Raw genomic sequence first — 25,688 nt, forward strand, 5'->3', positions numbered from 1 at the left:
GGCAATGCGGGAGCGGCTCCGCCCGATGCGCCAGGGCCCGCCTCAGGCGGGCCGGGCCTCCATGCCGCCGATGACCCTGCTCAGTTCGGACGCCGCGTCCCGCAGCAGCGGCATCATGCGCTGCACCACCATGTCCAGATCCATCGCCTCGCGCAGATACATCAGGTTCAGCGACGCCATGGCGCATCCATGCGACAGCACCGGAACCGCGATGGCGCTGGCCAGGCCGCCATATTCCCGCTGGGCGTAGCTTTCATCCATCGAGGCATAGCCATTGATGCGAATGGCCTCCAGGCATCGCTCCAGCTCGCCCGGCTGGTGCAGGATGGCGTTCCACGGCTCCGGCGAGCGGGCGGCCATGGCCATGGCGCGTTCCCGGTCGGCGGCATCGCAGAAGGCGAGATAGGCGCGGCCCAGCGAGGTCGCCAGCATCGGCGCGCGGAAGCCCGTGCGCCGCTCGAACAGGAAGCGCCCCTCGCCACGGCTGGTATGCGCGACCACCATGGCGTCTCCGTCGAAGACCCCGACATCGGAAGGCCATCCCACCGCCTGCCGCAGCCGCGTCATCACCGGCATCGCCGCCGCCCCGATATCCCGGTGCAGGGTGTAGCCGCCGCTCAGCTCCAGCGTCTTGCCGGTCGGCAGATAGACCGGCAATTGCGCGTGGCGCCGGACGAAGCCGGCATGGATCAGCGTTTCCAGCATCCGCACGACTGTCGGCGGGTTGAGGCCGGTCAGCCGGTGGATGTCCTTCACGCTGGCGGAAGACAGGCGGTTCACGGCCCGCAGCACATCGAGGCCACGCAGCAGGGCCGTCACCGGCTCATAGGATGGCATCGCTTCACTCCGTTGCGGCAGGGCGGCTTTTCCCCTTCCTGCGGGCGCCATGCCGTGCCAAACTCGTGTTGAAACGTTATTTCATTGAATGAAATAATGGTCAAGAAGCCGGGCAGGCTGGCGAAACGCCAGGCATAGAAGCCCGGTCGGGAGGAAGGCGAATGTTCACGCCCAGCAGGTGCGCGCGCTGTCATGGCGGCGCCGCATGACCATGGATGCCGGCCTGGCGGAAGACATGCCGGCGGCGGGCCCGGGTCCGTTGCAGGGGCTGAAGGTGCTGGACCTTTCGCGTGTGCTCGCGGCGCCACTGGCCACCCAGATCCTGGGCGATCTCGGGGCGGAGGTGCTGAAGATCGAGCAGCCGGGGCGCGGCGACGACACGCGCGGCTGGGGGCCGCCCTTCCTGGAGGATGGCTCGGCGCGGCCCGACGCCGCCTACTATTTCTGCGCCAACCGCAACAAGCGTTCCGTCGCGATCGATTTCGGCAAGCCGGAAGGCGCCGCGCTGCTGCGCCGCATGGCCGCCGGTGCGGACATCCTGGTGGAGAATTTCCGCACCGGCGGGCTGGCGCGCTACGGGCTCGACGCCGCTTCGCTGCTGCGCGCCAATCCGCGGCTGATCTATTGCTCCATCACCGGCTTCGGCCAGACCGGCCCCTATGCCACGCGCGGCGGCTATGACTTCCTGATCCAGGGCATGAGCGGAGTGATGAGCGTCACCGGCCGGCCGGAGGGCGAGCCGGGCGCCGGCCCGATGAAGGTCGGGCTGCCGGTGAGCGACCTGTTCACCGGGCTTTACGCGACGGTCTCGATCCTGGCCGCCCTGCAGCACCGCGAGCGCACCGGGGAAGGGCAGCACATCGACTGCGCCCTGCTCGACAGCCAGGTATCGCTGCTGGTGAACCAGGCGATGAACCACCTGGTGGGCGGGGCGGTGCCGCGCCGGCTCGGCAACGCCCATCCCAATGTGGTGCCCTACCGGGACTTCGCCGCCAGCGACGACTACATCCTGGTGGCCTGCGGCAGCGATGGCCAGTTCCGCGCCCTGTGCCGGCTCCTGGGGCGGGAGGATCTGGCGGCGGACCCGCGCTTCGCCACCAATGCCGGCCGCAACCGGGACCGGCGCGTGCTGGAGGTTGAGCTGGCGCGGGCCATCGCGCCCTGGCGCGCCGCCGATCTGCTGGCCGCCATGGAGCGCGCGGGGGTGCCCGGCGGGCCGATCAACGGGATCGACCAGGTGCTGCAGGACCCGCAGGTGATCGCGCGCGGCATGCTGCGGGAAATGCGCCGCGATGACGGCACCCCGGTCACGGTGCTCGGCTTCCCCGGCCAGCTTTCGCGCAGCCCGGCGACCTACCGCCTGGCGCCGCCGCGCCTGGGCCAGGACACGCGGGCGGTGCTGGCCGAGGCGCTGGGCCTCGGCGCCGACGAGATCGAGGCGTTGCGGGCAGCCGGCGTTATCGCCCTGGCGGAGCCGCCTCCGGGCACGGGGAGTTCCGCATGATGCGCGCCACCCGCCGCGCCCTGCTCGCCGCCACCACCACCCTGGCCGCCATGCCGGCGGCGCGCGGCCAGGCATCCTGGCCGGCGCGGCCGATCCGCCTCGTGGTGCCATTTCCGCCGGGCGGGCCCACCGACATCGTCGCCCGCGTGCTGGCCGCGCATGTCGCGCAAACGCTGGGCCAGCCGGTGGTGACGGAGAACCGGGCCGGCGCCAACGGCAATATCGGCAATGAGGCCGTCGCCAAGGCGGAGCCGGATGGCTACACCGTGCTCTACAACACCTCCTCCATCGCGCTCAGCCCGGCGCTCTACACCCGGCTGTCCTATGACGTGCTGCGGGACCTCGCCCCCGTCGCGCAAACGGCCACCATTCCGCTGGTGCTGGCGGTGACGCCATCCCTGCCGGTGCAGGATGTGCAGGGCTTCGTGGCGCATCTGCGGGCAAGGCCCGGCGCGCTGTCCTATGGTTCCGCCGGCAGCGGCAACGTCACGCATCTGGCGGCCTTCCTGCTGCTGCGCTCGCAGGGGCTGGAAGCGGTGCATGTGCCCTATCGCGGCAGCGCCCCGGCCCTGCTGGACGCGGCGGCGGGACAGGTGCAGTTCCTCACCGACACGGTGAACTCCGCCCTGCCGCTGATCCGGGAAGGCCGGCTGCGCGCCCTGGCGGTCACCAGCCGCGCCCGGCTGGCGCCGTTGCCCGACGTGCCGACCGTGGCCGAGGCGCTGATCCCCGGCTTCGAGGTGGGCGCCTGGCAGGGCATGATGGTGCCCGCCGGCACGCCCCGGCCGGTCGTGGACAGGCTGAACGAAGCGGTGCTGCGGGCGCTCGCCGATCCCGATGTGCGCCGGCGGCTGGCCGAGCAGGGAACCGAGCCGCTGGGCACAACCCCCGAGGACTATGGCCGCATCCTGCGCGCCGAGATGGAACGCTGGGGCCGCGTGATCGGCGACAGCGGCGTGAAGCTGGATTGACGCGATGATCGGTGCCCTTTCCCTCGCCACCATCCCCGCCGAGGACGAGGCGCTCCGCCCGGCGATCCGCCGGTTCCTGGACGAGGCGATGCCTTCCCTCCCGCCCGAGCAGCGGGCCCGCTCCTGGATGGGCTTCGATGCCGGCTTCAGCCGCGCCATGGCCGCCGCGGGCTGGCTGGGCCTCACCTTGCCGAAGGAATATGGCGGCGGGGGGCGCGGCCCCTTCGCCCGCTACGTGGTGGTGGAGGAATTGCTGGCCGCCGGCGCGCCGGTCGCCGCCCATTGGATCGCCGACCGGCAGAGCGGGCCGCTGATCCACCGCTTCGGCACCGAGGCGCAGCGCCGCTTCTACCTGCCGCGCATCTGCCGCGCCGAAGCCTTCTTCTGCATCGGCATGAGCGAGCCGAACACGGGTTCCGACCTTGCCAGCGTCACCACCCGCGCGGTGCGGGAGGAGGGGGGCTGGCGGCTGAACGGCGCCAAGATCTGGACCACCAACGCGCAGCACGCGCATTACATGATCGCGCTGGTGCGCACCTCCGGCACGCCGCAGGACCGGCACAAGGGCCTGTCGCAGCTGATCATCGACCTGCACGCGCCGGGGGTGCGCATCCACCCCATCCGCGACCTGGCCGGGGACGCGCATTTCGCCGAGGTGGTGTTCGAGGATGTGCGGCTTCCCGATGACGCGCTGATCGGCGAGGAAGGCTCCGGCTGGGCGCAGGTGAATGCCGAACTGGCCTTCGAGCGCAGCGGGCCTGAGCGGGTGCTGTCCTCCGCCGTGCTGCTGGATGAATGGCTGCGCTGGCTGCGCGGCGCCGTGGAGGCCGAGGGGGCGGCGACCGAGGCGGAGACGGCTCTGCTGGGGCGGCTGGTGGCGCATCTGGCCGTGCTGCGCGCCATGTCCGTCTCTGTCACCGGCCATCTGGCGCAGGGCGAAAGCCCGGTGGTGGAGGCGGCGCTGGTGAAGGATCTCGGCACCGAGTTCGAGCAATCCATCCCCGCCCTGCTGACGCCGCTGCTGGCGCAGCCGGGGCGGGCGGTGCCGGGCGGGCTGATGCGCACCCTGGCCTACACCGCCGCCATGGCGCCGTCCTTCTCCCTGCGCGGCGGCACGCGCGAGATCCTGCGCGGCATGATCGCGCGCGGCATGGGGTTGCGCTGATGGACGATTTGCTCGCCCGCTCCGCCGAGGAGCTGTTCGCCCGCCACGCCGATGCCTCCCAGCCGGCCGTCCTGCTGGAAGCCGTGGAGGAGGCGGGCTTCCTGGATGCGCTGGTGCCGGAGGCTGCGGGCGGCATCGGCCTCGGCCCGGCCGAGGCGCTGCCGATCCTGCTCGCCGCCGGGCGCTTCGCGGTGCGGCTGCCTTTGGGGGAAACCATGCTGGCACGGGCCGCCCTGGCCGCCGCCGGCGTGGCGCCGCCGCCGGGGCTGATCGGGCTGGCCGAGCCCTGGGGCACGGATGCCGCGCGCCTGCCGCCCGGGCCATGCCCCGACTGGGCGCTGTGGCCGGAAGGCGAGGCGGCCATGCTGCTGCCGCTGGCGGAGGCCATGCCGCTCACCGAGGCGAGCGCGCCGGGCGGCGCGGTGCTGCGCCGCCCAGGCGGTGAAGGCCCGCGCCTGCCGGCGGCCGGGCTGCTGGTGGCCGGCGCCTGGCAGGAGGTCGCGGTCATGGCCGGCGCCATGGAGCGCATCCTGGAGGACACGCTGCGCCATGCGCGGGACCGCCAGCAATTCGGCCGCCCCGTTGCCGCCTTCCAGGCCGTGCAGCAGCAGCTCAGCGTGCTGACCGAGGATGTGTTCGCCACCCGCATGGCGGCGCAGCTCGCCTCCGTGGCGGGCAGCGATGGCGTGGCGGGTCTGGATGCCCGGCGTGTCGCCGCCGCCAAGCTGCGCGCGGGGGAGGCGGCCTGCCGCGTGGCCGGCATCGCCCACGCGGTGCAGGGCGCCATGGGCATCACCGAGGAAGTGGCGCTGCACCGCTTCACCGGGCGGTTGCAGGCAGCCCGGCTGCGCTTCGGCGGCGAGGCCTATTGGGCGGAATGGCTGGGCCGGCAGGTGCTGGCCGACGACGCGCCGGACACGCTCGGCTTTGTTCGCGCCCACCTTGGCCCAGCCCTGCCGGAGACATCCCCATGAGCGACTTCCTGTTGTTTGAACGCGACGGCCCCATCGTCACCCTGACCATGAACGCGCCGGAACGCCGCAACGCGCTGGCCATCGAGGGCGGCAGCACCGAGGCCTTCACCGATGCCTGCCGCCGCATCGCCGCCGAGGCGGATGTGCGGGCGGTGATCCTGACCGGCGCGGGCAGCGCCTTCTCCGCGGGCGGCGACCTGAAATCCATGCGCGAGCGCTTCGGCATGCCGCCCGCCGCCATCCGCGAGAGCTACCGGCGCGGCATCCAGCAGATCCCCCTGGCGCTGTATGAGCTGGATGTGCCGACCATCGCGGCGGTGAACGGCCCGGCGATCGGCGCCGGGCTCGACCTCGCCTGCATGTGCGACATCCGCATCGGCGCCGAAAGCTCCTCCTACGCGGAAAGCTTCGTCAGCGTCGGCATCGTGCCCGGCGACGGGGGCGCCTGGCTGCTGCCGCGGGCGGTGGGCCAGTCCAAGGCGGCGGAGATGGCCTTCACCGGCGACCGGATGGATGCGCGCGCTGCACTGGAATGCGGGCTGATCTCGCGCGTGGTGCCGGATGGCGAGTTGATGGACGCCGCCCGCGCCCTGGCCGGCCGCATTGCCCGCAACCCGCCGCAGGTGCTGCGCATGACCAAGCGGCTGCTGCGGGAAGGGCAGCACATGCGGCTTTCCTCGCTGCTTGAGATGTCCGCGGCCTTCCAGGCGCTGGCGCACACCACGCGCGACCATGAGGAAGCGGTGAACGCATGGTTCGACAAGCGCCCGCCCCATTTCGAGGGCCGCTGAGCATGGACCGCGCCGCCGACGCCCAGGAACTGCCGCGCCGGATCGACCTCGCCGGGTGCAGCAACCTCCGCGATCTCGGCGGCTATCGCGGGGCGGATGGGCGGCGGGTGCGGATGGGGCAGCTGTTCCGCGCTTCCTCCCTGGCGGCGCTGACGGATGCGGATCTCGAAATCCTCGGCGGCCTCGGCCTGCGCACCGTCGTGGACCTTCGCGGCGTGGCCGAGCGGGAGCGTGCCCCATCCTGCCTGCTTGGCCCGCCGCCCGAGGTGGTCAGCCTGCCCGTGGAGCCCACCGTCGGCGCCTCGCTGCGCGACCTGCTGTTGCGCGGCAACGCGACGGGGGAAGACGTGCTGGCGCTTCTGGCGCGCGCCTATGACGCCTATGCCACCGAGAAGCTGCCGCAGTTCCGCGCCCTGCTCGCCCTCGCCGCGGCGCCGGAGCGGCGGCCGCTGCTGTTCCATTGCACGGCCGGCAAGGACCGCACCGGCTTCGCTTCCGCGCTGCTGCTGATCGCGCTGGGCGTGGAGCGCGAGGTGGTGATCGAGGACTACCTGGCCACCAACCGCCTGTGGCGGCGGGAGCGTTCCCTGCCGCCGGGCACGCCGGACGCGGTGGCGGAGGCGCTGCTGAGCGCCCATGCGCCGCTGCTGGAAGCCGCGCTGGACCGCGCCATGGCGGGCCACCGCGACGAGGCCGGGTTCCTGGCCGGCGCGCTGGGCCTCGGCCCCGCCGCGCTTCATGCGTTGCGTGCCGCGCTGCTCGAATAAGACGTGAAACGACCGGCCGCCAAAGGCCGGCGGAACAGGGAGGAAGAACAATGCGCAGACGGAGCATTCTGGGGCTGGCGTCAGCCGCGCTGCTGCCATCCATGCTGGCGCGGCCAGCCCTGACGCGGGCCGCCGCGCCCTTTCCCTCGCGCCCCGTCACCATGGTGGTGCCGTTTCCGCCGGGGGGCGCCACCGACGTGGCCGCACGCACCCTGGCCGAGAAGATGGCGCCGCTGCTTGGCCAGCCGGTGATCATCGACAACAAGCCCGGCGCCCAGACGGCGATCGGCGCCGATGCGGTGGCGCGGGCGGAGCCCGATGGCCACACCATGCTGATGGCCTCCGGCACCACCATGACGCTGAACCCGCTGCTGCCGGAAAAGCTGTCCTACCGGGCGGAGGATCTGGCGCCGGTGGCGCTGGTCACGACGCTGCCCTTCGGCATCGTGGTGCGCAAGGGCCTGGCGCATGACGTGGCCAGCTTCGTGGCGCTGGCCAAGTCGCGCAACGGGCAGCTGAACTACGGCTCCAACGGCCCGACCAGCTTCAACAACATCGCCGCCATCACCGTGATGGAGGGCCTCGGCATCCGCATGCAGGAGATCAGCTATCGCGGCGATGCCCAGCAGCTCACCGACCTGATGGCCGGCACGCTGGACGTGATCGTGGTGGGCGGCAGCTCCGCCCTGGCGGCGCTGCGCGCGGATCGCGGCACCATCATCGGCTGGACCGGGGAGAAGGAAAGGCTGGCGGTGACGCCGGACGTGCCGAATTTTTCCGAGCTGGGGCCGAACATGGTCTGCCAGACGCATTTCGGCCTGCTGGTGCCGGCGCGCACCCCGCGCGCTGCGGTGCTGCGCCTCAACGAGGCGGCGCTGAAGGGAATGCAGGCACCAGAGCTGCGCGACCGCCTGCTGAAGGAAGGGCAATACGTCGCAGACGGGTCGCCGGATGACTACGCCGCCTATCTGCGCCGGGATGCGGATCGCTGGCGCGACCTCGTCGCGCGCCTGGCCAAGGCCTGACGCCGGTGGCCGGCACCGTTGTTGTCGCGGGCGCGCTCGGGCTGGTCGGCCGCGCCGCGCTGGATCGCTACGTGGCCGATGGCTGGAACGTGGTGGGCCTGTCCCGCCGCGCGCCGCCGGACGATCTCGGCGCCCGCATCCTGTCGGTGGACCTGACCGATGCCGGGGCCTGCCGCGCCGCGCTGTCGGGGCTGGGCGCCACGCATCTCGTGTACAGCGCCCTGTACGAGAAGCCGGAGCTGCGGGCGGGCTGGCTCGATCCCGAGCAGATGCAGACAAACCGCGCCATGCTGGCCAATTGCGTCGAGGCGCTGGATGGCGGGGCGCTGCGCCACGTCACGCTGTTGCAGGGCACCAAGGCCTATGGCGTGCATCTGGGCCAGATGCCCATCCCCGGCAAGGAGGATGCGCCGCGCCACATGCATGCGAACTTCTACTGGCTTCAGGAGGACTGGCTGCGCGAGCGGCAGCGCGGGTGCGGCTGGCACTGGACAGTGCTGCGGCCGCAGGCGGTGATCGGCTTCGCGCTGGGCAGCGCCATGAACCTGCTCTCGGCCATGGGCGTCTACGCGGCGGTCAGCCGCGCCATGGGCCTGCCCCTGGTCTTTCCGGGGCGTGGCGACCGGATCACCGAGGTGACGGATGCGCGGCTGCTCGCTTCCGCCATTGCCTGGGCGGGGCAGAGCGAGGCGGCGCGCGACCAGATCTTCAACGTGACCAATGGCGACGTTCTCACCTGGCGCAGCCTGTTTCCCGTGCTGGCCCGCGCCTTCGGCATGCAGCAGGGCGAGCCGCATCCGATGCCGCTGCCCGTTCTGATGGCCGACAAGGAGGCCGTCTGGCAGGAGGTGGTGCGCCAGCATGGCCTGCGGCCGCACCGGCTGGATGAGCTGGTCGGCAGTTCCTGGCAGTTCGCCGATTTCGCCTTCAGCCGCGACGATCAGGCGGCCTCGCTGGTCAGCACGATCAAGATCCGGCAGGCCGGCTTCGGCGAATGCATCGACAGCGCCGCGATGCTGGAATGGTGGCTGGGCGAGTTGCAGCGGCGGCGCATCCTGCCACGCTGAGGCGCCGCCCGATCCGTGGGCCCGGCACGGCCTTCCGCCGGGCGATGATGCAGAACCGACCATGAATGCATGGCGGCATTGGAGGAGGCTTCGATGGCTCTGTCACGCAGGGAATTCCTGACGCTGTCCGCGGCCGGCGCGCTGGCGCTTGGTGCGCCACGGCTGGCGCGCGCCGCCGATCCGATCCGGGTTGGCGCGCTGTTTCCCCTCAGCGGCGGCGCCGCCGTGCAAGGCCAGCATGTCTGCGAGGCGATCGAGATCGCGGCGGCCATGGTCAATGATGCGGGCGGCGTGCTGGGCCGGCCGGTGCAGGTGCTGCGGCGGGATGACGAATCGACGCCCGCCGTGGGCGTCAGCCGCGCCAACGAGCTGATCGCCGAGCGCGTGGCCGTGGTGATCGAGGGCTGGAACAGCCCGGTGACGCTGGCCACCCAGACCGTGCTGGCGCGGGCGGGGGTGCTGGACATCACCGCCATCTCCAAGGCGGACCAGATCCTGACCGGCGGCGGCAATCCGCTGGCGATCCGGCTGAACTCCTCCAACGCGCAGGATGGCCGCGTCATCGCCGAGCACCTGAAGGCGACGGGCGCCGCGCGCATCGCCTTCCTGACGCAGAACGACGCCTATGGAAACGGCGCGCAGGCCTCGATCGAGAACGAGCTGAAGGCGATCGGCCACAACTACACCAAGGTGGGGGAGGAGCGCTTTCCCTTCGCCCAGGCGGATTTCCGCGTGGCCCTCACCAATATCCGCTCCAGCAACGCCGATGCGGTGGTGGCGATCAACGCCAATGAAGGATCGGGCCTGCCGGCGCTGATCCGCCAGGCGCGGCAGATGCGGCTGCGCGGCGAGCTGGTCACGGCGGTCGGCACCGTGGCGCCGAGCGTGATCCAGGTGGCGGGGGAGGCGGCAAACGGCATCATCGGCGCCGACATCTATTTCCCCAAGGTCGAGCCTTTCGCCTCCAACCCGGTGAATCAGGACTTCGTGCGCCGGGCCGAGGAGAAGATCCGCTATTCCCCCGACAAGTTCATGGCGCTGGGCGCCGCCTCCCTGCAAATCTGGGCCAGCGCCGCCAATGAGCTGGGCACGCTGGAGCGCGAGAAGATCGCCAACCGCATCCGCGGCGGCCGCTTCGCCGGAACGGTGCTGGGCGACGTGACCTTCAGCCCGGAAGGCCAGCTGGCTTCCCGCCACCAGCTCTTCACCGTGCGTGAGGGGCGCATCGAGGTGCGCTCGTGAACGGTGCCGCGCCGCCGCCGCCGGCCATGCGGGTCGAAAGGCTGGGCGTGCGCTATGGCGCGCTGGTCGCGCTGCAGGATGTCAGCTGGCACGTGGCGGCGGGGGAGATCCTGGGCATCATCGGGCCGAACGGCGCCGGCAAAAGCTCCTGCTACGACGCGGCAACCCACATGGCGGCGCGCAGCGGCCGCGTCTGGCTCGGCGGGCGGGACGTGACGGAGCTGCCGCCGCACGCGCTGGCCGGCCTCGGGCTGAAGCGGGCCTTCCAGCAGAACAACTTCTTCACCACCATGACGGTGCTCGACAACATGGTGGCCGTTCTGGCGCCGGAAGCCGGCACCGGCCTCCTGCCCAGTCTGTTGCTGCCGTTGCGGGAAGCCCGGCGGCGGGCGGCGCTGGAGAGTGAGGCGGCGGCGCTGCTGGAGCGCTTCGGCGTGCCGCGCGCCCTGCACGGGCTAAGGCCGCCCAACATCCCCTATGGCAGCCAGCGCATGCTGTCCATCGCGCTCGCCTTCGGGCGCGGCGCGCGGGTGCTGATGCTGGACGAGCCGGCGGCCGGACTGGGCGGCGCCGACATGGCGCATCTCGCCGCGCTGCTGCGGCGCCTGCGCGGCGAAGGTGTCGCCATTGTGCTGATCGAGCACCACATGGACCTGATCATGTCGGTCGCCGACCGGATCCTGGTGCTGGACCAGGGGCGCCCCTTGGCTTCCGGCCCGCCGCAGGCGATCCAGGCCGATCCGCGCGTGCGCGAGGCTTATCTGGGGCAGGCGGCATGAGCACGCCCATCCTGGAAGCCAGGGAGCTGCGCGTCACCTATGGCGGCCATGTGGCGCTCGACATCCCGCATCTCGCCCTCGCGCCGGGCGAGCTGGTGGGGGTGGTCGGCGCCAATGGCGCGGGCAAGTCCACGCTGGTGAACGCCCTGCTCGGCTGGTCGCGGGGCGCGCCGGCGGTGAGCGGCAGCGTGCGGCTGGCGGGGGAGGAGATCGGCGCCCTGCCGCCGCATGCGCGCGTCGCGCGCGGCCTGGCCCTGGTGCCGGAGGGCGGCGCCGTCTTCATGCGCCTGTCGGTGGCGGAGAACCTGGCGGCCGCGACCCCGCCCGCCGGCGCCGCCGGCCGCGCCCATGACGAGGCGCAGATCGAGGCACTGTTCCCGCGCCTGCGGGAACGGCGGCACCACATGGCCTCGGCCCTGTCGGGCGGCGAGCGGCAGATGCTGGCGATCGCGCGCGCGCTGCGCCTCGGCCCCAGCGCCCTGCTGCTGGACGAGCCTTCCATCGGCCTCGCGCCGCGCCTGGTCACGGATGTGCTGCGCGCGGTGCGCGGGCTGGTGGACCAGCATCTCTCGGTGCTGCTGGTGGAGCAGAATGTGCGCGCCGCCATCGCCGTGGTGGACCGCCTGATCCTGCTGGAGCGCGGGCGCATCCTGGCGCAGGGTCCGGTGGCCGCCATGCGGGACGATCCGCGCATCCTGGAAGCCTATCTGGGGGAGGCGGCGGCATGAACCTGGTGCAGCAGCTGATCAACGGCATCGTGCTCGGCCATGGCTACGCGCTGATCGCGGTTGGCTGGACGGTGCTTCTCGGCGTCGCGCGGCTGGTGAATTTCGGCCATGGGCAGATCTACATGCTGGCCGCCTTCGTGACCTGGTGGGCGGTGGCGGGGCTTGGCCTGCCCTATCCCGTCGCCATCCTGGCCGCCATGCTGGCGGGCGTGCTGATCGGCCTGCTGATGCAGGCGGCGATGCTGCGGCTGACCTTCGCGCAGGATCTCGTCTCCATCATGATCGTGACGCTGGGCTTCGGCCACATGATGCGCGGCATCGCCGGCCTGGTCTTCGGCGGCCACCCGCAGGTGCTGGAAACGCCGCTGAGCTACATCGATTTCGAGATCGCCGGCGCCTGGGTCACGGCGCAGGACCTGGCGGTGGTGCTGGTCGGCATCGCCGCCTTCGCGCTGCTGCATTTCGGGCTGGAGCGCGGCACGCTGGGCCGCACCGCGCGCATGGTGGCGGAAGACCCGAAGCTGGCGCAGCTCGCCGGCATCGATGTGAAGCGCGTCTACTTCGCCGTGTTCGCCTTCGAGGGGGCGGCCGTCGCCCTGGCCGCCGCCATGGTCGCGCCGCGCACCCCGATCCTGACCAGCATCGGCTTCGAGGAGGTGATCGTGACCTTTGTGGTTGTCGTGCTGGGCGGCATCGGCTCGGTCGCGGGCAGCTACGCGGCCGGGCTCGGGCTCGGCATCTTCACGGCGCTGTTCGGCGGCTTCGTGTCGCCGGCCTATGCCACCACGGCGGCGTTCGGCGTGCTGATCGTGGTGCTGGTGCTGCGGCCGAGCGGCCTGGCCATGCGCGCGGGAGGCCGCTGATGGCCGGCCGCCTCGCGCCCTTCCTGGCCGTCCCGCTCGCCATCCTGGTGTTTCTGCTGCCGGGATGGCTGGGCGGCGTGCATGGCGCCTTCACCGTGATCGCCATCATGGCGATCGCTGCCTATGGCCTCGACATCGTGGTGTCGGATCTGGGCGAGGTCAGCCTGGCGCACACCGTGTTCTTCGCCGCCGGCGCCTATGCCACCGGGCTGCTGGCGACGCGGCTCGGCGCCAATGGCTGGCTGACGCTGGCCGGCGCCCTGGCGGCGGGAACGCTGATCGCGCTGGTGCTCGGGCTCATCACCCTGGCGCTGCGGGAATTCGTGTTCTCCCTCGTGACCTACGCGGCCACGGTGGTCGCCGCGGCGGTGGCGCATAACTGGGACGTCCTCGGCGGCTCGGACGGCGTTTCTGGCATCCCGACGCTGGACCTGCCGCTGGGGCCGCTGCGCCTGGGCGCCACCAACGACGTCCAGCTCTGGCCCTTCGCCTTCGGCCTGCTGCTGCTGACGCTCTACGCGGTGCGGCAGTTCCGGCGCTCGCGCCTCGGCGCCATGGCCATGATGGTGCATCTGAACCCCCGCCTGGCGACCATGTCCGGCATTGATGTGCGGCGGGTGCGGCTCGGTGTCTTCGTGCTGTCGGCGCCGTTCAGTGCCGTGGCCGGATGGCTCTATGCCTATCAGCGCGCCTATGTCGGGCCGGACCTGTTCGAAACCTATTTCCTGGTGCTGATGCTGACCGCCGTGGTGCTGGTCGGGCGCCGCCGCCTGCTGGCGCCGCTGATCGGCACCGCCCTGATCATCGGGCAGGAACGCTTCCTGTCCTTTGGCGGCGACATCAACGCCATCATCCTGGGCGGTGCCCTTGTTCTGGCGCTGGCCGTCCTGCCGGGCGGGCTGGACGGGCTGTTCCGCCGCGCCTTCGCCCGGACCGCCCAGCCCGCCCCTCATTCCGACAGGAGGCCCGTCGCTCAGTCATGACGCCGCAACCGCACCACGCCCTGCCCACCCGGCCGCTCTACCGCCGGGCCGACCTGCTGAAGCTGCTGGAGCCGGGCAGCATCGCCGTGGTGGGCGCTTCCGCCCGCCCCGGCTCTTTCGGCGAGCGGACCGTGAGCAACCTCGCGCAGTTCGCCGGCCGCCTGCACCTGGTGAACCCGCGCTATGACCGGCTGGGGGAGCGGCCCTGCCACCCCTCCATCGCCGCCCTGCCGGAAGTGCCGGACCTGGTGGTCGCCGCCACGCCGATGGAAGCCTGCGAATCCGTGGTGACCGATTGCGTCGCCGCCGGGGTGGGGGCGCTGGTGCTGTATGCTGCCGGCTTCGCGGAAACCGGCCGGCCGGAGCGCGCGGCGCTGCAACGGCGCATCGTCGGCATGGCGCGGGCGGGCGGGCTGCGCCTGCTGGGCCCGAACTGCATCGGCCTCACCGATTATGTCCGCCGCGCCGAGATCAGCTTCGTGGCCATCCCGCGCCCGGCCGCGCCGCCAACGGGGCCGGCCATCGGCATTGTCAGCCAGTCCGGCAATCTGGGCTTCGCGCTGGCGCAGGCGGTGGAGGCCGGCGCCCAGGTCGGCCGCGTGCTGACCTGCGGCAATTCGGGCGACATCGACGTGGCCGACTTGGTGGCGGCGCTGGCCGAGGACCCGAATTGTTCCGCCATCGCCCTTTTGTTCGAGGGAATGGCCGAGCCGCTGCGGCTGATCGAGGCCGCGTCGCTGGCGCGGCGCAACGGCAAGCCGGTGGTGGTGCACAAGCTCGGCACCGGGGAACAGGGCGCCCAGGCCGCCATGTCCCATACCGGCTCCCTCGCCGGCTCGAACGAGGTTTACCGGGCCGCCTTCGCGCGCGCCGGCATGATCCATGCCGACAGCTTCGAGGGGCTGCTGGAACTGGCGGGCTTCTTCGCCAAGGCGCCGGCGCCGGGGGCGGCGGGCGTCGCGGTGGTGTCGACCTCGGGCGGCGCCGCCATCATGGCAGCCGACTGCGCCGAGGCGCATGGCGTTCCCCTGCCGCAGCCGGGGCCGGAGGCGCAGGCCGTGCTGGCCGCGCGCATTCCCGAATTCGGCTCGGCCCGCAATCCCTGCGACGTCACCGCCCAGGTGCTGACGGACCCGGGCTCCCTGCGGGACTGCATGGAGGCGCTGCTCGCCGACCCGGCCTATGGCGCGCTGATCCTGCCCAACGGCTTCGCCTATGACGTGGCGACGCCGCGCTTCCGCCTGCTGGATGAGCTGGCGGCGCAACATGGCAAGGCAGCCTGCGTGGTGTGGACCAGCCAGTGGCTGGAAGGGCCGGGCGCGCGGGAGGTCGAGGCGACGCGGAATGTGGCGCTGTTCCGCTCCATGGACCGGTGCCTGGCCGCCATCGCAGCCTGGCAGGCGCAGGCCGGGCCGGCGATGCCGGAGGCGCCCCCCACGCGCCTTTCGCCGCCCGCCGCGCGGGAGCAGGCGGCGCGGCTCCTGGCGGAAGCGAGCGGCCCGGTGCTGACCGAGCGGGAAGCCAAGGCGGTGCTGGCCGCCTATGGCATCCCCGTGGTGCAGGAAACCCTGGCGACGGATGCCGAGGCGGCGGTGCGGGCGGCCGAGGCCACCGGTTTCCCCGTGGTGCTGAAGGTCGAGAGCCCGGCCCTGCCGCACAAGACGGAGGCGGGGGTGATCCGACTCGGCCTCGGCGATGCCGGCGCGGTGCGCGCGGCCTTCACGGAGGTGATGGACAATGCCCGCCGCGCCGCGCCGGACGCGCCGATCAACGGCGTGCTGGTGCAGCCCATGGTGCCGGCGGGGATCGAGATCGTGGTGGGCGCGCGGCGGGACCCGTTGTTCGGCCCCACCGTGCTGGTCGGCCTGGGCGGCGTGCTGGTGGAGTTGCTGCGCGACAGCGCCGTGGCCCTGGCGCCGGTCGGCGCCGGGGAAGCGCGGGCGATGCTCGGCCGGCTGAAGGGGGCGCGGCTGCTCTCGGGCTTCCGCAACCTGCCCGCGGCCGACCTCGACACCCTGGCCGGCATCGTCCAGCGGGTGTCCGAGCTGGCGGCCGACCATGCCGGCCGCATCGCCGAGATCGACGTCAACCCGGTGATCTGCGCCGGCACGCGGCAGATCGCGGTGGACGCGCTGATCGCCCTCAGCCCGCCGGAGGCACCGTCGGATGGGTGAGGAGAACCAGCTTGCCGGTGGCGCGGCGGCTGGCGAGCGTTTCCAGCGCCTCCGCCGCCGCGTCGAGCGGGAAGCGGCGCGAGATGGCCGGCCGCAGCCGGCCTTCCGCCACCCAGGCGAACAGGCGGGTGAGCAGGGCGCGGTTGCGCTCCGGCTCGCGCCGGGTGAAGGCGCCGTAGAACACGCCGGTGATGGCGCAGTTCTTCAGCAGCGCCAGGTTCAGCGGAATGCGCGGGATCTCCCCCGCCGCGAAGCCCACCACGAGGAACCGCCCGCGCCAGCCGATGGAGCGCAGCGCCGGCTCGCTATAGGGGCCGCCCACCGGATCGAAGATGACGTCCGGCCCTTCGCCGCCACACATCGCGCGCAGCCGGTCCCGCCAGCCTTCCTGGGCGTAATCGAGCAGGTCGTCCGCCCCGGCGGCGCGGCAGGCTTCGAGCTTCTCCGCCGTGGACGCCGCGGCGATGACGCGGGCGCCGAGGATCTTGCCGATCTGGATGGCGGCCATGCCGACGCCGCCCGCGGCGCCCAGCACCAGCAGCGTTTCGCCGGGCTTCAGGGCGCCGCGGTCTTCCAGCGCGTGCAGCACAGTGCCGTAGGCGAGGCCGAGCGCCGCCGCATCCTCCGGCGCCACGCCCTCCGGCACCGGGACAGCCTTGGCCGCGTCCACCGCCACCGCCTCGGCGAAGCCGCCATGGGTGATGACGGCGGCGACGCGCGTGCCGGGTGCGGGACCGCCGACGCCTTCGCCCAGTGCGGTCACCACGCCGCAGACCTCGCCGCCGGGGATGAAGGGCATGGGCGGCTTCTGCTGGTATTTCCCTTCGATGATCAGTGTGTCAGGAAAGTTCACGCCGCAGGCTTCGACGCGCAGCAGGAGCTGGCCCGGCCCCGGACGCGGTTCCGGCACGTTCTCGACCCGCAACGCGGATGGCGGCCCGTATTCGTGGCACATGACGGCTTTCATGATGTCCGTCCTCCCTGATCTTGCGGCAGCGGAAAGCGATGCCACCGCAGACTGGGCGAGAGGCGGACCAGGGCACAAGCCCCGATAACAGAAAGGGAGAAGGCGCATGGATTTCGGTTATTCGGACAAGGTGCTGGAGTTGCGGCGCCGGCTCCAGTCCTTCATGGACGAGCACGTCCTGCCCAACGACCACCTGCACCATGAGCAGCAGGCGGCGATGACCGACCGCTGGCAGCCCGTGCCCATCACCGAGGCGCTGAAGCCGAAGGCACGCGAGGCGGGGTTGTGGAACCTGTTCCTGCCCGCGTCGCGGCATGGCGCCGGGCTGACCAACCTGGAATACGCGCCGCTGGCCGAGATCATGGGCCGCATTCCGTGGTCGAGCGAAGTGTTCAACTGTTCCGCGCCCGACACCGGCAACATGGAAACGCTGGAACGCTACGGCACGGAGGAACAGAAGGAGCGCTGGCTGAAGCCGTTGCTGGCGGGCGAGATCCGCTCCTGCTTCGCCATGACGGAGCCGGATGTCGCATCCTCCGACGCCACCAACATCCAGACGCGGATCGAGCGGCGCGGCGACCACTACGTCATCAACGGGCGGAAATGGTGGTCCTCGGGCGCGGGCGATCCGCGCTGCGCGGTGTTCATCGTCATGGGCAAGACCTCGCCCGACAATCCCGACAAGTACCGCCAGCAATCCATGATCCTGGTGCCCCGCGACACGCCGGGCCTCACCATCAAGCGGATGCTGCCGGTGTTCGGCTTCGACGACGCGCCGCATGGCCACGCCGAGCTGTTGTTCGAGGATGTCCGCGTGCCGGTGGAGAACATCCTGCTGGGCGAGGGCCGGGGCTTCGAGATCGCGCAGGGGCGCCTCGGCCCGGGGCGCATCCATCACTGCATGCGCGCCATCGGGCTGGCCGAGCGCGCGCTGGAGATGATGTGCCGGCGCACGCTGGAACGGCGACCCTTCGGCAAGCCGCTGGCGGAACAGGGCGTCATCATCGAGCGCATCGCCAAGTCGCGCATCCTGATTGACCAGGCGCGGCTGCTGACCCTGAACGCCGCCTGGCGGATGGACATGGTGGGCAACAAGGAAGCCCGCACCGAGATCGCCGAGATCAAGGTGGCGGCGCCCGAGATGGCCTGCCAGGTGATCGACTGGGCGATCCAGGCGCATGGCGGCGCCGGCGTGACCGAGGATTTCGCCCTGGCCTACATGTTCAAGATCGCGCGCACGCTGCGCATCGTCGACGGGCCTGACGAGGTGCACCGCTTCCAGCTCGGCCGCATGGAGCTGAACAAGTACCGGCCGCCCCGCAACGGCGCCGGCGGGGCGCCGGCATGACCGGATCGCTGTTCGACCTGACGGGGCAGGTGGTTCTTGTCACCGGCGCCTCGCGCGGGATCGGCCGCGCCATCGCCGAACGCATGGCGGAGCATGGGGCGCGGGTCGTTGTTTCCTCCCGCAAGCTGGACGCCTGCGAGGAAGTGGTGGCCGGCATCGCCGCGCGCGGCGGCGAGGCCTTCGCGCAGGCCTGCAACATCGGCCGCAAGGAGGATCTGCAGGCGCTGGTGGATGCCGCCATGGCGCGCTGGGGCCGCATCGACTGCATTGTCTGCAACGCCGCGGTGAACCCGCATTTCGGCCCCTCGGCCGAGCTGCCGGACACGGCGTTCGACAAGATCATGGCCTCCAACATCCGCTCCAACCTTTGGCTGGCGAACATGGTGCTGCCGGGGATGGCGGAGCGCGGTTCCGGCTCGGTCATCGTCATCTCCTCGATCGGCGGGCTGCGCGGCTCGGCGGTGCTGGGCGCCTATGGCATCTCGAAGGCGGCCGACATGCAATTGGTGCGCAACCTCGCCGTGGAGTGGGGGCCGCGCAACATCCGCGCCAACTGCATCGCGCCGGGCCTGGTACGCACGGATTTCGCCCGCGCCCTGTGGGAGGACCCGGTGACCTACCGCAAGCGCACCCGTGACACCCCGCTGGGGCGCATCGGCGAGCCGGACGAGATCGCCGGCGCCGCCGTCTTCCTCGCCGCGCCGGCGGGCAGCTTCATGACCGGGCAGACCATCGTCATCGATGGCGGCGTCATGGCCGGCCCGCCCCTGCCGCGGGAGGATTGACGCCATGGCGACCGATCGCGCGGCGGCGGAAGGCATGCCCGTGCTGGTGCCCGTGCTCGACAACCACCGCTTCGACGAGGCGGCGCTGGCGCGCTACCTGGCGGGACGCCTGCCCGGCTTCGACGGTGGCGCGGTCGAGGTCCGGCAGTTCCAGGGCGGCCAGTCCAACCCGACCTTCCACCTCCGCGCCGGAGGGGAAGAATACGTGCTGCGCAAGAAGCCGCCGGGCAAGCTGCTGCCCTCGGCCCATGCGGTGGAGCGCGAGTTCCAGGTGATGCGCGCCCTGGCCGGCGGCGACGTGCCGGTGCCGGCGGCGCGCCTGTTGTGCGAGGATGCGTCGGTTATCGGCACGGCCTTCTTCATCATGGACCACGTGCCCGGCCGCATCTTCCCGGACCGCGTGATGCGGTCCGGCAGCGCGGAGGAGCGCGGCGCCGTCTACGCCGACCTGGCGCGGGTGCTGGCCGCGTTGCACCGCGTCGACTGGCAGGCGGCGGGCCTCGGCGATTTCGGCCGACCCGGGCGCTACATGGAGCGGCAGGTGCAGCGCTGGACGCGGCAATGGGAGGCCGTGAAGGTGGAGGAGATGCCGGCGATGGACCGCACCGCCGCCTGGCTCGCCGCGCACCTGCCGGAGGAGGAGGAAACCACCATCGCGCATGGCGACTATCGCCTCGGCAACGTTATCCTGCACCCGCATGAGCCGCGCATCGTCGCCGTGCTGGACTGGGAACTGGCGACGCTGGGCCATCCTCTGGCGGATCTCGCCTATGCCTGCCTCACCTACCACATGCCGCCGGGGCCCAGCGGGCTGACCGGCATCCTGGGCGCAGAGGCGGAGCTTCCGGGCATCCCGTCCGAGGCCGAGTTCGTCGCGGCCTATTGCCGGCACGCCGGCAGGCCCGTGCCCGGCGGCCTCGATGTCTTCATCGTCTTCTCGATGTTCCGGCTGGCTTCCATCGTCGCGGGCGTCTGGCGCCGCGCGCTGGACGGCAATGCCTCCGACCCGCGCGCCATCGCCTATCGCGAGCGCTACCGGGGCATGGCGCAGCGCGCCTGGGACATCGCCTGCCAGGCACGCAGCTGAATTGGGGAAGGAAACGGACATGACAAGCATGACGCCGGAAGGCCGTGACGCGGCTGAAATGCCGGGGGCGCGCATCCTGGCCGAAGGGCTGCGCTTTCCGGAAGGGCCGGTGATCCTGCCGGATGGGCGCGTGGCGCTGGTCGAGATCGCCTCCGGCTGCATCACCGCCGTGGCGCCGGATGGCACCAGGACGGTGCTGGCGCGGCCCGGCGGCGGGCCGAACGGCATGGCCCTCGGCCCCGACGGGATGCTGTATTGCTGCAACAATGGCGGCTTCGAATGGATCGAGGAGCCGGGCGTGCTCCGCCCGCATGGCTGCCCGCCGGATTATGCCGGCGGCTGGATCGAGCGGATCGATCCCGCCACCGGCGCCATCACCCGCCTTTACGATTCCTGCGACGGGCGGCGCCTGCGCGGCCCAAACGACATCGTGCTGGATGGCCAGGGCGGTGCCTGGGTCACCGATTACGGCAAGAGCCGCGCGCGCGACCGCGATCATGGCACCGTCTACTGGATCGCGCTCGATGGCAGCCGCATCGTCGAGGCGGCGCATCCCTTTCCCGGCGGCGCCAACGGCATCGGCCTGTCGCCCGACGGGCGCATCCTCTACGTGGCGGAAACCGAAACCGGCCGCCTCTGGGCGTTCGACATCCTGGGCCCCGGGGAGCTGCGCAAGGAGCCGTGGCCGAGCCCGCATGGCGGCCGCATGCTGTGCCAGTTCCCGGGCTTCCGCCGGCTCGACAGCCTGGCGGTGACGGAAGCGGGCAATATCTGCGTGGCGACCCTGGTGGCGGGGGAGATCACCACCGTTTCGCCGGATGGCCGCATCCTCGATGTCGTGCGCTGCGACGAGCGGATGCCGACCAATCTCTGCTTCGGCGGCGCGGACCGCAGGACGGCCTATGTCACCCTTTCCAACACCGGGCGGCTGCTGATGCTGCCCTGGGCCGAAGCCGGGCTGGCCCTGGCCGGTTGAGGCTTGCCATCATTGCCGGGGCGGGACCAGCCGCCTTAACATGGCGGCGATGGACAGCAGGATTCCTGACACGCCGCTTGCCGGCCCGGAGCGCGCCGCCGGGCATGGGCGGGATGTCGGCGCGGTGGTTCATGCCATCGCCATCCTGCGCTATCTCGCGGCGGCGGCGCAGCCCCTTGGCGTCGCCGCCATCACCCGTGGCACCGGCATCAGCGCCAGCACCTGCTTCAACATCCTGCGCACCCTGACGCGGGCCCGCTTCGTGTCCTTCGACGAAGCGCGCAAGGTCTATGCCCTGGGCCTCGGCGTGGCGGAGCTGGCGACACGTTTCTTTGGCATCAGCCACACGGAACTGATCCGGCCGGAGCTGCAAAGGCTGGCGTTGAAGCACGGCATGCTGATCGCGCTGTGGCGCGTGACGGAGGATGGCCACATCATCCTGGCCGATCGCGCCCACAACCCGCATGGCGTGCGGGTGGAGATGTCGACCGGCATCCGGCTGCCGATGCTGGTGGGCGCCGTCGGGCGCTGCATCGCCGCCATCCTGGACCTGCCGGAAGCCGAGCTGCGGGAGCGCTTCGCGCGGCTGCGCTGGCAATCGCCGCCCAGCTTCGAGAGCTATCTCCAGGATGTGCGCGCGGCGCGGGACAAGGGCTGGAGCATGGATGACGGCCATCTTTACCGCGGCATCGTCACGGTGGCCGCGCTGATCACCGACCCGGCTGGCCGGCCGCGCTTCGGCCTCAGCGGAATCACCATCGCCGCGCAGCACGATCCCGCGGCTTTTCCCTTGCTGGGAGAGGATCTTCGCGAAGTGGGCTGTTCTGCTGGGCGCGCCCTGTTCGCCGCGCGGCCGGGGCCGGATTTACCATGACATCCAGCCTCTCCTGACGCACCATCGGCATCATGCAAAAGCGGCTACCGAGCCGGTCATGAGGGAGAAGGCGGTATGAGGCAGGTCCATCGCCGTGATGCGCTGTGGGGCGGCGCGTTGACCATGGGCGGCCTGGCATTAGGCCTGGCGGCACCCCGGACAATTCGTGCCCAGGGCGCCTGGCGCCCGACGCAGACGGTCCGCATCGTGGTGCCGGCCGCCGCCGCCGGCACCACCGACATCATGGGCCGCCTGCTGGCGCCGGTGCTGCAGGAACGCTGGGGCCAGCCGGCCGTGGTGGACAACAAGTCCGGTGCCGGCGGCACGCTCGGCACGGCCGAGGTGGTTCGCGCGAAGCCTGACGGGCACACGATCCTTGTCGGCAATATCGGCCCGCAGGCGATCGCCTATTCGCTGTTCCGCAACCTGCCTTACCGGCCGGAACAGCTGGTCCCGGTGTCGAACATGATCCGCGGGCCCAACGCCCTGATGGTGCATCCCTCGGTGCCGGCGCGAACCGTGCCGGAGTTCATCCAATACCTGAAGGACAATCCGGGCAAGCTGAACTACTGCACCTCCGGCCCTGGGCAGTCCGGGCATCTTTCCGCCGTCTGGATGCAGCAGCTCACCGGCACGCAGGCGACGGCGGTGCATTTCCGGGGCGCGGGGCCCGCGATGCTGGCGCTGGTGGGCGGCGACGTGCAGTTCGCGGTGGACAACCTGACCACCGCCGTCGAGCAGATCCGCGCCGGCAAGGTGCGTGCGCTCGGCGTCACCAGCGCCGAGCGGAATGCGCAGATCCCGGAACTTCCACCGATGCGCGAAACCATGCCGGAACTGGCCGAATACGATGTCAGCACCTGGTTCGGTGCCTTCCTGCCCGCCGGAACGCCGGAAGCGGCGGTTCTTGAGCTGAACGCCGCTATCAAGGTGCTGCTGGAGATGCCAGCAACGCAGCGGCGCTTCGCGGAGATGGGCGGTGTCCCCGCCTATGGCACGCCCGCCGAATACGCCGCCTTTGTGCGGGCCGAGACAGAGAAGTGGGGTAGCGTGGTGCGGCGCGAGGGCCTGCAGATGGATATCGGCTAGAGCGCCGGCGCGCCCTCCCGGAAGGGAAGGGCGCGCTTCCTGGGTTTCAGACGGGATCCCAGGAAAACACCTCGCCGCTGCGGTCCAGCGGCATGAAGCCGGAGCGCAGCGCCGGCATCGCATGTTCCGCGATCAGCTCCGGCGTCCAACCCTCGCTCCGATGCGCGCTGCGCGCCGGACGGGACTGGGTCATCAGGAAGATCTCGTTGTTGCGCGCGGCGAAGACCTGGCCGCTGATGTCCTTTGCCTGATCGCTGGCGAGGAACACCGCCAGCGGCGCGTTCTTTTCCGGCGTCATGCGCTTCAGCTTCTCGACCCGCGCCTGCTGCTCCGGCGTTTCGGCCGGGATGGAGCTGGTCATGCGGCTCCAGGCGAAAGGCGCGATGCAGTTGGAGCGCACGCCGAAGCGCTGCATGTCGAGCGCGATGGATTTCGACAAGGCGACAATGCCGAGCTTGGCCGCCGAATAATTGGCCTGCCCGAAATTGCCGATCAGGCCCGAGGTCGAGGTCATGTGAACATAGGCGCCGGAGGACTGGGCGCGGAAATGCTCGGCCGCCGCGCGGGAGACGTAGAAGCTGCCGTTCAGATGCACGTCGATGACAGCACGCCATTCCTCCGGCGTCATCTTGTGGAAGATCTGGTCGCGCAGGATGCCGGCATTGTTGACCACGATGTCCACGCGGCCGAAGGCGTCGATGGCGCTGGCGACGATGCGGCGCGCCGAATCCCAATCCGAGACGCTGTCGGTGTTGACCACGGCGGCGCCGCCGCGCTGCTCGATGATCGCCTTGGTCTGCTCGCCCGGCGTGGCCGAGGTTTCGCCAAGTCCCGTCAGGGAGGCGCCGATGTCGTTCACGACGACCTTCGCGCCCGCCAGCGCCATCGCCAGCGCGATCTCGCGCCCGATGCCGCCGCCGGCGCCGGTGACGATCGCGACCTTTCCATCAAGCATGGGCATGACCGGGATTCTCCTCGGCGGGGGTGAACATGGGGATGGGCTGGCCCTCGCCTTCGCTGGGAACAAACACCAGGCGCACCTTCTGGCCGACCCGCAGGGTGGTGGGGTCGCAATCGACGATGTTGGTCATGATGCGCGGCCCTTCCTCCAGCTCCACATAGGCGATGACATAGGGCGTCTTCGCGTGCATGTGGCTGTAGGTGTAGAGGCTGCCCCGGCCGCTGGCCGCGACATATTCCACCTCGCCCTCATCGTCGAAGGGGCAGACCGGGCGGGGCGGGTAGTGCGCCTTGCCGGTCTTGGTGTTGCGGCCGATCAGCAGCTTCCCCTCGCGCGCCGCGTCCCAGAAGGCGCGGGTGGAGGGATCGGGCGTCGGGGCCGGCGGCGTGCGGTGTGGAAGCTTCTCGCCCATCCCTGTCACTCCCTTTCCAGAACCAGGGTCGCGCTGCCATGGCGGGTGCCGAGCGAGCCGCCCGTGCCATGCGCCAGCGCCAGGTTGCAATTCGGCACCTGCACGGCCGGATGCGCCTCGCCGCGCAATTGCCGCACCGCCTCGATCACCTTGGTGATGCCGCCGCGATTGGCGGGATGGTTGTTGCATAGCCCGCCGCCATCGGTGTTGAAGGGCAGCTTGCCGACGCCGCTGATCAGATTGCCATCGGCGACGAAACGCCCGCCCTGGCCCTTCTCGCAGAAGCCGAGATCCTCCAGCTGCAACAGAACCGTGATGGTGAAGCTGTCATAGATGCTGGCGTATTTGATGTCGGCCGGCGTCACGCCGGCTTCCTCGAAGGCGCGGGCGCCGGAGAAGCGCGCGCCGGTATAGGTCAGGTCGAGCTGCCCGCCCATCTGGTGCTTCACCGCCTCGCCCGCGCCGCGGACGCTGACCACCGGCCGCTTCAGGGAGCGGGCGATTTCCGGCCGCGTCACCACCAGCGCGCCGCCGCCATCGCTGATCACGCAGCAATCCAGGCGGTGCAGCGGGTCCGCCACCATGGGCGAGTTCACCACATCCTCCACCGTCACCACCTTGCGCAGCATGGCGTGCTCGTTGTGCTGCGCGTGATGGCTCGCCGCCACCTTGATCCAGGCGAGCTGCTCGGAGGTGGTGCCGAATTCATGCATGTGCCGCCGGGCGCACAGCGCGTACATGTTGGCCACGGCCGCGCCATACGGGTATTCGAACTGCACATCGGGCTGCGCCGGGTTGCCGGCGCGCGGCGCCGTGCCGGTCGCCATGCCTTCCGAGCGTGGGCGCCCGGCCAGCGTGATCAGCGCGACATTGCACTTGCCGAGCGCGATGGCCTCCGCCGCATGCCCGACATGCAGCAGATAGGAGCTGCCGCCCACATCGGTGGAGTCGACATGCCGCAGCCGGTCGAGGCCGATATAGTCGGCCATGCTCAGCGGCCCCATGCCGGGCGCGTCGCCGGCGCAGAAATAACCGTCCACGTCCGCGCGGGTCAGCCCCGCGTCGCGCAGCGCGCCAAGCGCCACCTCGGCATGGAGCTGCGCCGTGCTCTTGTTCTCGGCCTTGCGCGTCGGATGCTCATAGGCTCCGGCGATGCAGGCTTTGCCACGAATGCTCAAGCGTGTTGCCCCCTTCCTGTCTTGCTGTTCTCAGTCCGCGCCACATCGCTGACGCGCGCCATCCCGGCCAGCGCGCGATCCCGCCCCGGATAAAGCGCCCGAAGGCGGCAGGCATTGTGCCGCCTTTCGTCGCGGAGCGCG

25 protein-coding genes are annotated in these 25,688 nt (G+C 71.2%); 20 read left to right on the forward strand and 5 right to left on the reverse strand.

What is annotated here, in order from left to right; genetic code table 11:
* Window positions 1-42: 42 nt before the first annotated feature.
* Window positions 43-837 carry an IclR family transcriptional regulator domain-containing protein gene (locus F0Q34_RS08335; protein WP_149811692.1) on the reverse strand — a complete coding sequence of 265 codons (795 nt, stop codon included), beginning with the start codon at window positions 835-837 and terminating at the stop codon, window positions 43-45.
* A gap of 205 nt (window positions 838-1,042) precedes the next feature.
* Here F0Q34_RS08335 and F0Q34_RS08340 point away from each other — a divergent pair, with 205 nt between their 5' ends.
* The 14 genes from F0Q34_RS08340 to F0Q34_RS08405 all read left to right on the forward strand — a co-directional run bounded on the left by F0Q34_RS08340 (window position 1,043) and on the right by F0Q34_RS08405 (window position 15,870).
* A complete protein-coding gene (locus F0Q34_RS08340) occupies window positions 1,043-2,341 on the forward strand; it encodes a CaiB/BaiF CoA transferase family protein (RefSeq protein ID WP_306419383.1) in 1,299 nt (432 codons plus the stop codon).
* Window positions 2,338-3,312 (forward strand): Bug family tripartite tricarboxylate transporter substrate binding protein, encoded by a 975-nt coding sequence (locus tag F0Q34_RS08345; protein WP_149811693.1) that lies wholly within the window; start codon window positions 2,338-2,340, stop codon window positions 3,310-3,312. The genes F0Q34_RS08340 and F0Q34_RS08345 overlap by 4 nt, the downstream gene beginning before the upstream one ends.
* A 4-nt stretch (window positions 3,313-3,316) precedes the next feature.
* Window positions 3,317-4,477, forward strand: a complete 1,161-nt coding sequence (locus tag F0Q34_RS08350) for an acyl-CoA dehydrogenase family protein (protein WP_149811694.1) — start codon at window positions 3,317-3,319, stop codon at window positions 4,475-4,477.
* Complete coding sequence (locus F0Q34_RS08355) at window positions 4,477-5,451, forward strand: acyl-CoA dehydrogenase family protein (RefSeq protein WP_149811695.1); 975 nt, start codon at window positions 4,477-4,479, stop codon at window positions 5,449-5,451. Before F0Q34_RS08350 ends, F0Q34_RS08355 begins: the two co-directional genes overlap by 1 nt.
* Window positions 5,448-6,242 carry a crotonase/enoyl-CoA hydratase family protein gene (locus F0Q34_RS08360; RefSeq protein WP_149811696.1) on the forward strand — a complete coding sequence of 265 codons (795 nt, stop codon included), beginning with the start codon at window positions 5,448-5,450 and terminating at the stop codon, window positions 6,240-6,242. Before F0Q34_RS08355 ends, F0Q34_RS08360 begins: the two co-directional genes overlap by 4 nt.
* Before the next feature lie 2 nt (window positions 6,243-6,244).
* Entirely contained in the window at window positions 6,245-7,009 is a 765-nt protein-coding gene (locus F0Q34_RS08365; protein ID WP_161600804.1) for a tyrosine-protein phosphatase, read from the forward strand.
* A 50-nt stretch (window positions 7,010-7,059) separates the two neighbouring features.
* On the forward strand, window positions 7,060-8,034 hold the full coding sequence (locus F0Q34_RS08370; protein ID WP_149811698.1) for a Bug family tripartite tricarboxylate transporter substrate binding protein: 975 nt from the start codon (window positions 7,060-7,062) through the stop codon (window positions 8,032-8,034).
* A gap of 5 nt (window positions 8,035-8,039) precedes the next feature.
* Window positions 8,040-9,101: an SDR family oxidoreductase gene (locus tag F0Q34_RS08375; protein ID WP_149811699.1), complete on the forward strand. Its 1,062-nt coding sequence runs from the start codon at window positions 8,040-8,042 to the stop codon at window positions 9,099-9,101.
* A 93-nt stretch (window positions 9,102-9,194) separates the two neighbouring features.
* Window positions 9,195-10,343 (forward strand): ABC transporter substrate-binding protein, encoded by a 1,149-nt coding sequence (locus tag F0Q34_RS08380; protein ID WP_149811700.1) that lies wholly within the window; start codon window positions 9,195-9,197, stop codon window positions 10,341-10,343.
* On the forward strand, window positions 10,340-11,122 hold the full coding sequence (locus F0Q34_RS08385; protein WP_206667973.1) for an ABC transporter ATP-binding protein: 783 nt from the start codon (window positions 10,340-10,342) through the stop codon (window positions 11,120-11,122). The genes F0Q34_RS08380 and F0Q34_RS08385 overlap by 4 nt, the downstream gene beginning before the upstream one ends.
* On the forward strand, window positions 11,119-11,850 hold the full coding sequence (locus F0Q34_RS08390) for an ABC transporter ATP-binding protein (RefSeq protein ID WP_149811701.1): 732 nt from the start codon (window positions 11,119-11,121) through the stop codon (window positions 11,848-11,850). Before F0Q34_RS08385 ends, F0Q34_RS08390 begins: the two co-directional genes overlap by 4 nt.
* Complete coding sequence (locus tag F0Q34_RS08395; protein ID WP_149811702.1) at window positions 11,847-12,713, forward strand: branched-chain amino acid ABC transporter permease; 867 nt, start codon at window positions 11,847-11,849, stop codon at window positions 12,711-12,713. The genes F0Q34_RS08390 and F0Q34_RS08395 overlap by 4 nt, the downstream gene beginning before the upstream one ends.
* Window positions 12,713-13,696 carry a branched-chain amino acid ABC transporter permease gene (locus F0Q34_RS08400; RefSeq protein WP_149811703.1) on the forward strand — a complete coding sequence of 328 codons (984 nt, stop codon included), beginning with the start codon at window positions 12,713-12,715 and terminating at the stop codon, window positions 13,694-13,696. The genes F0Q34_RS08395 and F0Q34_RS08400 overlap by 1 nt, the downstream gene beginning before the upstream one ends.
* Window positions 13,693-15,870 (forward strand): acetate--CoA ligase family protein, encoded by a 2,178-nt coding sequence (locus F0Q34_RS08405; RefSeq protein ID WP_149811704.1) that lies wholly within the window; start codon window positions 13,693-13,695, stop codon window positions 15,868-15,870. The genes F0Q34_RS08400 and F0Q34_RS08405 overlap by 4 nt, the downstream gene beginning before the upstream one ends.
* On the opposite strand, the gene F0Q34_RS08410 is transcribed toward F0Q34_RS08405, so the two are convergent.
* Window positions 15,839-16,837, reverse strand: a complete 999-nt coding sequence (locus F0Q34_RS08410; protein WP_149811705.1) for an NADPH:quinone oxidoreductase family protein — start codon at window positions 16,835-16,837, stop codon at window positions 15,839-15,841. The genes F0Q34_RS08405 and F0Q34_RS08410 overlap by 32 nt on opposite strands.
* Window positions 16,838-16,943: 106 nt before the next feature.
* Here F0Q34_RS08410 and F0Q34_RS08415 point away from each other — a divergent pair, with 106 nt between their 5' ends.
* The 6 genes from F0Q34_RS08415 to F0Q34_RS08440 all read left to right on the forward strand — a co-directional run bounded on the left by F0Q34_RS08415 (window position 16,944) and on the right by F0Q34_RS08440 (window position 22,996).
* Complete coding sequence (locus F0Q34_RS08415; protein ID WP_149811706.1) at window positions 16,944-18,185, forward strand: acyl-CoA dehydrogenase family protein; 1,242 nt, start codon at window positions 16,944-16,946, stop codon at window positions 18,183-18,185.
* On the forward strand, window positions 18,182-18,970 hold the full coding sequence (locus F0Q34_RS08420) for an SDR family NAD(P)-dependent oxidoreductase (protein ID WP_149811707.1): 789 nt from the start codon (window positions 18,182-18,184) through the stop codon (window positions 18,968-18,970). Before F0Q34_RS08415 ends, F0Q34_RS08420 begins: the two co-directional genes overlap by 4 nt.
* 4 nt (window positions 18,971-18,974) lie before the next feature.
* Window positions 18,975-20,057 carry a phosphotransferase gene (locus F0Q34_RS08425; protein WP_149811708.1) on the forward strand — a complete coding sequence of 361 codons (1,083 nt, stop codon included), beginning with the start codon at window positions 18,975-18,977 and terminating at the stop codon, window positions 20,055-20,057.
* A gap of 19 nt (window positions 20,058-20,076) precedes the next feature.
* Window positions 20,077-21,033 (forward strand): SMP-30/gluconolactonase/LRE family protein, encoded by a 957-nt coding sequence (locus F0Q34_RS08430; protein ID WP_241665390.1) that lies wholly within the window; start codon window positions 20,077-20,079, stop codon window positions 21,031-21,033.
* A gap of 40 nt (window positions 21,034-21,073) precedes the next feature.
* A complete protein-coding gene (locus F0Q34_RS08435; RefSeq protein WP_241665391.1) occupies window positions 21,074-21,907 on the forward strand; it encodes an IclR family transcriptional regulator in 834 nt (277 codons plus the stop codon).
* A 75-nt stretch (window positions 21,908-21,982) separates the two neighbouring features.
* A complete protein-coding gene (locus F0Q34_RS08440; RefSeq protein ID WP_241665392.1) occupies window positions 21,983-22,996 on the forward strand; it encodes a Bug family tripartite tricarboxylate transporter substrate binding protein in 1,014 nt (337 codons plus the stop codon).
* Between the two features lie 46 nt (window positions 22,997-23,042).
* Here the strand turns inward: F0Q34_RS08440 and F0Q34_RS08445 are convergent, their stop codons facing one another.
* The 3 genes from F0Q34_RS08445 to F0Q34_RS08455 are packed head-to-tail and all read right to left on the reverse strand — an operon-like array spanning window position 23,043 to window position 25,547.
* Window positions 23,043-23,957, reverse strand: a complete 915-nt coding sequence (locus tag F0Q34_RS08445; RefSeq protein ID WP_149811709.1) for an SDR family NAD(P)-dependent oxidoreductase — start codon at window positions 23,955-23,957, stop codon at window positions 23,043-23,045.
* Window positions 23,944-24,369 (reverse strand): Zn-ribbon domain-containing OB-fold protein, encoded by a 426-nt coding sequence (locus F0Q34_RS08450; protein ID WP_149811710.1) that lies wholly within the window; start codon window positions 24,367-24,369, stop codon window positions 23,944-23,946. The genes F0Q34_RS08445 and F0Q34_RS08450 overlap by 14 nt, the downstream gene beginning before the upstream one ends.
* A gap of 5 nt (window positions 24,370-24,374) precedes the next feature.
* Window positions 24,375-25,547, reverse strand: a complete 1,173-nt coding sequence (locus F0Q34_RS08455) for a thiolase domain-containing protein (RefSeq protein WP_149811711.1) — start codon at window positions 25,545-25,547, stop codon at window positions 24,375-24,377.
* Window positions 25,548-25,688: the final 141 nt, after the last annotated feature.

Source organism: Teichococcus oryzae (assembly GCF_008386565.1).
Lineage (GTDB): Bacteria > Pseudomonadota > Alphaproteobacteria > Acetobacterales > Acetobacteraceae > Pseudoroseomonas > Pseudoroseomonas oryzae.

What these genes read in the sequence shown, in the direction of transcription:
- F0Q34_RS08335 (WP_149811692.1), bottom strand. Translation starts at nt 837, where the DNA reads ATGCCATCCTATGAGCCGGTGACGGCCCTGCTGCGTGGCCTCGATGTG.
- F0Q34_RS08340 (WP_306419383.1), top strand. Translation starts at nt 1,043, where the DNA reads ATGACCATGGATGCCGGCCTGGCGGAAGACATGCCGGCGGCGGGCCCG.
- F0Q34_RS08345 (WP_149811693.1), top strand. Translation starts at nt 2,338, where the DNA reads ATGATGCGCGCCACCCGCCGCGCCCTGCTCGCCGCCACCACCACCCTG.
- F0Q34_RS08350 (WP_149811694.1), top strand. Translation starts at nt 3,317, where the DNA reads ATGATCGGTGCCCTTTCCCTCGCCACCATCCCCGCCGAGGACGAGGCG.
- F0Q34_RS08355 (WP_149811695.1), top strand. Translation starts at nt 4,477, where the DNA reads ATGGACGATTTGCTCGCCCGCTCCGCCGAGGAGCTGTTCGCCCGCCAC.
- F0Q34_RS08360 (WP_149811696.1), top strand. Translation starts at nt 5,448, where the DNA reads ATGAGCGACTTCCTGTTGTTTGAACGCGACGGCCCCATCGTCACCCTG.
- F0Q34_RS08365 (WP_161600804.1), top strand. Translation starts at nt 6,245, where the DNA reads ATGGACCGCGCCGCCGACGCCCAGGAACTGCCGCGCCGGATCGACCTC.
- F0Q34_RS08370 (WP_149811698.1), top strand. Translation starts at nt 7,060, where the DNA reads ATGCGCAGACGGAGCATTCTGGGGCTGGCGTCAGCCGCGCTGCTGCCA.
- F0Q34_RS08380 (WP_149811700.1), top strand. Translation starts at nt 9,195, where the DNA reads ATGGCTCTGTCACGCAGGGAATTCCTGACGCTGTCCGCGGCCGGCGCG.
- F0Q34_RS08390 (WP_149811701.1), top strand. Translation starts at nt 11,119, where the DNA reads ATGAGCACGCCCATCCTGGAAGCCAGGGAGCTGCGCGTCACCTATGGC.
- F0Q34_RS08395 (WP_149811702.1), top strand. Translation starts at nt 11,847, where the DNA reads ATGAACCTGGTGCAGCAGCTGATCAACGGCATCGTGCTCGGCCATGGC.
- F0Q34_RS08400 (WP_149811703.1), top strand. Translation starts at nt 12,713, where the DNA reads ATGGCCGGCCGCCTCGCGCCCTTCCTGGCCGTCCCGCTCGCCATCCTG.
- F0Q34_RS08405 (WP_149811704.1), top strand. Translation starts at nt 13,693, where the DNA reads ATGACGCCGCAACCGCACCACGCCCTGCCCACCCGGCCGCTCTACCGC.
- F0Q34_RS08410 (WP_149811705.1), bottom strand. Translation starts at nt 16,837, where the DNA reads ATGAAAGCCGTCATGTGCCACGAATACGGGCCGCCATCCGCGTTGCGG.
- F0Q34_RS08415 (WP_149811706.1), top strand. Translation starts at nt 16,944, where the DNA reads ATGGATTTCGGTTATTCGGACAAGGTGCTGGAGTTGCGGCGCCGGCTC.
- F0Q34_RS08420 (WP_149811707.1), top strand. Translation starts at nt 18,182, where the DNA reads ATGACCGGATCGCTGTTCGACCTGACGGGGCAGGTGGTTCTTGTCACC.
- F0Q34_RS08425 (WP_149811708.1), top strand. Translation starts at nt 18,975, where the DNA reads ATGGCGACCGATCGCGCGGCGGCGGAAGGCATGCCCGTGCTGGTGCCC.
- F0Q34_RS08430 (WP_241665390.1), top strand. Translation starts at nt 20,077, where the DNA reads ATGACAAGCATGACGCCGGAAGGCCGTGACGCGGCTGAAATGCCGGGG.
- F0Q34_RS08435 (WP_241665391.1), top strand. Translation starts at nt 21,074, where the DNA reads ATGGCGGCGATGGACAGCAGGATTCCTGACACGCCGCTTGCCGGCCCG.
- F0Q34_RS08440 (WP_241665392.1), top strand. Translation starts at nt 21,983, where the DNA reads ATGAGGCAGGTCCATCGCCGTGATGCGCTGTGGGGCGGCGCGTTGACC.
- F0Q34_RS08445 (WP_149811709.1), bottom strand. Translation starts at nt 23,957, where the DNA reads ATGCCCATGCTTGATGGAAAGGTCGCGATCGTCACCGGCGCCGGCGGC.
- F0Q34_RS08450 (WP_149811710.1), bottom strand. Translation starts at nt 24,369, where the DNA reads ATGGGCGAGAAGCTTCCACACCGCACGCCGCCGGCCCCGACGCCCGAT.